Origin of the sequence: Terriglobus sp. YAF25, assembly GCF_052113305.1 — a bacterium.
Taxonomy (GTDB): Bacteria; Acidobacteriota; Terriglobia; order Terriglobales; family Acidobacteriaceae; genus Terriglobus.
On sequence record NZ_JBFRCY010000652.1, the window covers coordinates 1 to 2,666 of the forward strand.

At 61.1% G+C, this 2,666-nt stretch carries 3 protein-coding genes and 1 pseudogene; 2 read left to right on the forward strand and 2 right to left on the reverse strand.

Translation table 11 applies throughout. From position 1 onward, the window contains the following. Positions 1-194 (forward strand): hypothetical protein (locus AB4043_RS21810; protein WP_442308073.1); only part of this gene is annotated, 194 nt, incomplete at its 5' end. Continuing rightward, positions 191-727 (forward strand): hypothetical protein, encoded by a 537-nt coding sequence (locus tag AB4043_RS21815; protein ID WP_442300142.1) that lies wholly within the window; start codon positions 191-193, stop codon positions 725-727. The genes AB4043_RS21810 and AB4043_RS21815, both read left to right, overlap by 4 nt. A gap of 7 nt (positions 728-734) precedes the next feature. Here AB4043_RS21815 and AB4043_RS21820 read toward each other — a convergent pair whose 3' ends face one another. Together AB4043_RS21820 and AB4043_RS21825 are read right to left on the reverse strand one after the other, a co-directional pair. Next, positions 735-2,063 carry a penicillin-binding transpeptidase domain-containing protein gene (locus AB4043_RS21820; protein ID WP_442300323.1) on the reverse strand — a complete coding sequence of 443 codons (1,329 nt, stop codon included), beginning with the start codon at positions 2,061-2,063 and terminating at the stop codon, positions 735-737. A gap of 135 nt (positions 2,064-2,198) precedes the next feature. Further along, positions 2,199-2,666, reverse strand: a pseudogene (locus AB4043_RS21825) (hypothetical protein); the annotation flags it as partial.

Sequence of the window (2,666 nt, forward strand, 5' to 3'; positions counted from 1 at the left end):
GCAACGACAAAGAGCGCGAACAGATGGAGCCCCGTCGACACGGCGACCCTGCCCTGCTGCGTCTGCAGCAGGAGCGCCGATCGCTGTCTCCACAACCGGAGCTGCTCTCCCATGCGGCCCATCGTACCGCAGCGATTCGACAGGAAGCGATGGCTTTCCTGCAATGCAGACCGCAGAGTAGACTTCTGCCGTGAAATTCCTGCCATTGTCAGCCGTCGTTGCGACCGCACTCCTCTGCCCCGCCCTTCCGGCCCAGACCGCGAAGGTTAATCTCGGCGCTAAAGTCCCTGCAGCGAAGACGCTGCCGCCCTTCTCCGGCACGTGGATGCTGAATCCGCAGCGGAGCAAGCTGACTCGGCGTATCGAGGGTGAGAGCAAAGCCGTCATTCAGTACGACGGAAAGACCTGGCACTACATCCACTCGCATCAGGAGACTCCCAATGACGAGCCCGATGCGTGGCAGGTGACACTGGAAGTCAACGCACCAAAGCTGCATGTCGAACCGGGCGACGAGGTCACCTTCCGCTCGCGGATCCGCCAGCAGGGCAACGCTATGTTGTTGGAAGAATGGGGCACGACCGGGCACGGCCAGAAGATTCACAACACCGTCCGCTACACCCTGGAAGATAGCAACAATACGCTGGTGCAGACCGAGGTCTCGGTCGGTCCGCTCGGCCCAGTCCGTAATGTCTACGTCCTGGAGCGCGTGCGGACCACCGCAGAGTAAAAAGCGATTACTGGGATACGCCCACGGCAACCTGCTTAGGCTCATCCGAGCCTGCAGCAGTCGTCGCCGGAGCCGTCTTCTGCAGGAAGTAGCTCTTGTCGGCCATCGAACGATAGAAGAGTCCCGTCAGCTCCGCCGCCTTCGGACCGAAGGTTGGGCGTCCGCCTTCCAGGAAGAAGACCGTCACCATCCGGCCAACCGGAGTATCAGCGTAAGAGGCAAACCAGCCATAGCGGGTTCCGTTATTGGAGCAGGTGCCAGTCTTACCCAGCACCGGGAACTCCTTGAAGTTGGCGCGCAATGAGCGCGCGGTACCGTAACGGGCGTCCACCGCACCAGCCATGCCGGGCAGCATCTCCGGGATGAGCGGAGCGATGTCGAGCGTCCGCTTCACCTTCGGCTGGAAGTTCGCGACAGCGTCTGCCGTGGTGGGGTGCTGGAGGTAGTAGAGCGTGCCGCCGTTGGCGATGGCAGAGACCAGAGCGCCGAGCTGCAGCGGAGTCATCGAGATGCTCTCACCAAAGGAGCACATACGGCCCACGCCGCCGAGCTTCTCCGGCAGTTCCTCGTCGGGATAGACGCCGAGCTGCTCGCCATCAATGTTGTAGCCGGCCAGTTCGCCCAGGCCAAACATGTTGGCGTAGTGCTTGACGCGCTCAAAGCCCATCCGGCGGCCCAGAACCTCAAAGTACGGATTCACCGACTTGGCCAGGGCGTAGTCCAGATCCACGTTGTAGTGGCCACCGAGGTTGACCGGCGTGTCGTGCTTGATCATGCCTTCGGAGAGAGCCGCCAAAGCGACGCTCAGCTTGATGGTGGAGCAGGGTTCAGCTCCGCGCGACAGCGCCAGCTTCTGGTTGACCATGGCCAGAACGCGGCCGTTGGTGGGATCGATCGCCACCGCGGTGCCATTCATATTGCCAAGAGCCTGAATCAGCGACTCACGGACTACCGGATCTTCTCCGGTAGCGACATCGCCCAGCGTCAGATTGTCCGCGAAGGAGCTGGCCGTAAACCGCTCAGAGAAACGGCCGGCGCGGGTTCGCTTAACTGCCAGTCGCGGTGCAGCGCCACGCTTTCCCTTTGTGGCAACAGCCTTTGACCTGGCAGCAGGAGCCGCCTTAGCGGTTGCTGTCGATTTTCCGGCGCGGCGGCTATGTTGCAGACCGGCAAGGTGCGCCTTTCCGCGAGTACTCTCCTGTACCTTGGAGGCTCCCCGGGTGCGCCTTGTACCTGTCGGCGTGGGGTCGGCCGCCAGTGCGGCTACGGCGGTGGAAACAGCGAGAATACCTACAACTAGTCCCGGAAGAAAAAAATTCCTGAAGCCCTGAATCATGCGTCGCACATCCCTGCGCCAATCCGTGCTAAGCGCCGATTTTGATACTTTTTATCCTACCTTGACCTGATCAAAATCGATCAGCCCTAGCGCCATACAACTTTAGATGCGTAAGCCCAATACGGAACGCAGTTTTTACATGCCTCCACGACGTAGAAACGCTGGAATATCAAGCTCATCCTGCTCCTGGCGTACGGTAGCCGACGGAGTGGAGGCAAAAGTAGCCACCGGTTCAGGCACTGCCGAGGCAGCCGCGATCGGCTGGGGCTGTTCATCCGGTGCAGGAGCCGTCATTTCCGGCGTAGTCTCTACCCACTGCTGTGGCGGCGGAACAGCCGACTCACGACGCTCGCGGCCCGTCAGGAAGAACTCGTCTTCGAAGACCGATGGCGATTCGGGCCGCTGGGCAATCGGAATCTCTAGCTTTTGCATGACCGGAGTCTCGCTGGCAAAACGCGGCATCGCCGAAGGCCTAGCGTCATAGCGGACTGCAGGCTCCATCGCCTCCTGCAACATGCGTTCGCGGCGCTGCGGCATCTCCTGCTTGAAGCCGGTGGCGATGACGGTAATCTTCACATCCTCGCCCATCGACTCATCCTGCAC

Coding starts and splice junctions, on each gene's coding strand:
- AB4043_RS21820 (WP_442300323.1), bottom strand. CDS start 2,063: ATGATTCAGGGCTTCAGGAATTTTTTTCTTCCGGGACTAGTTGTAGGT.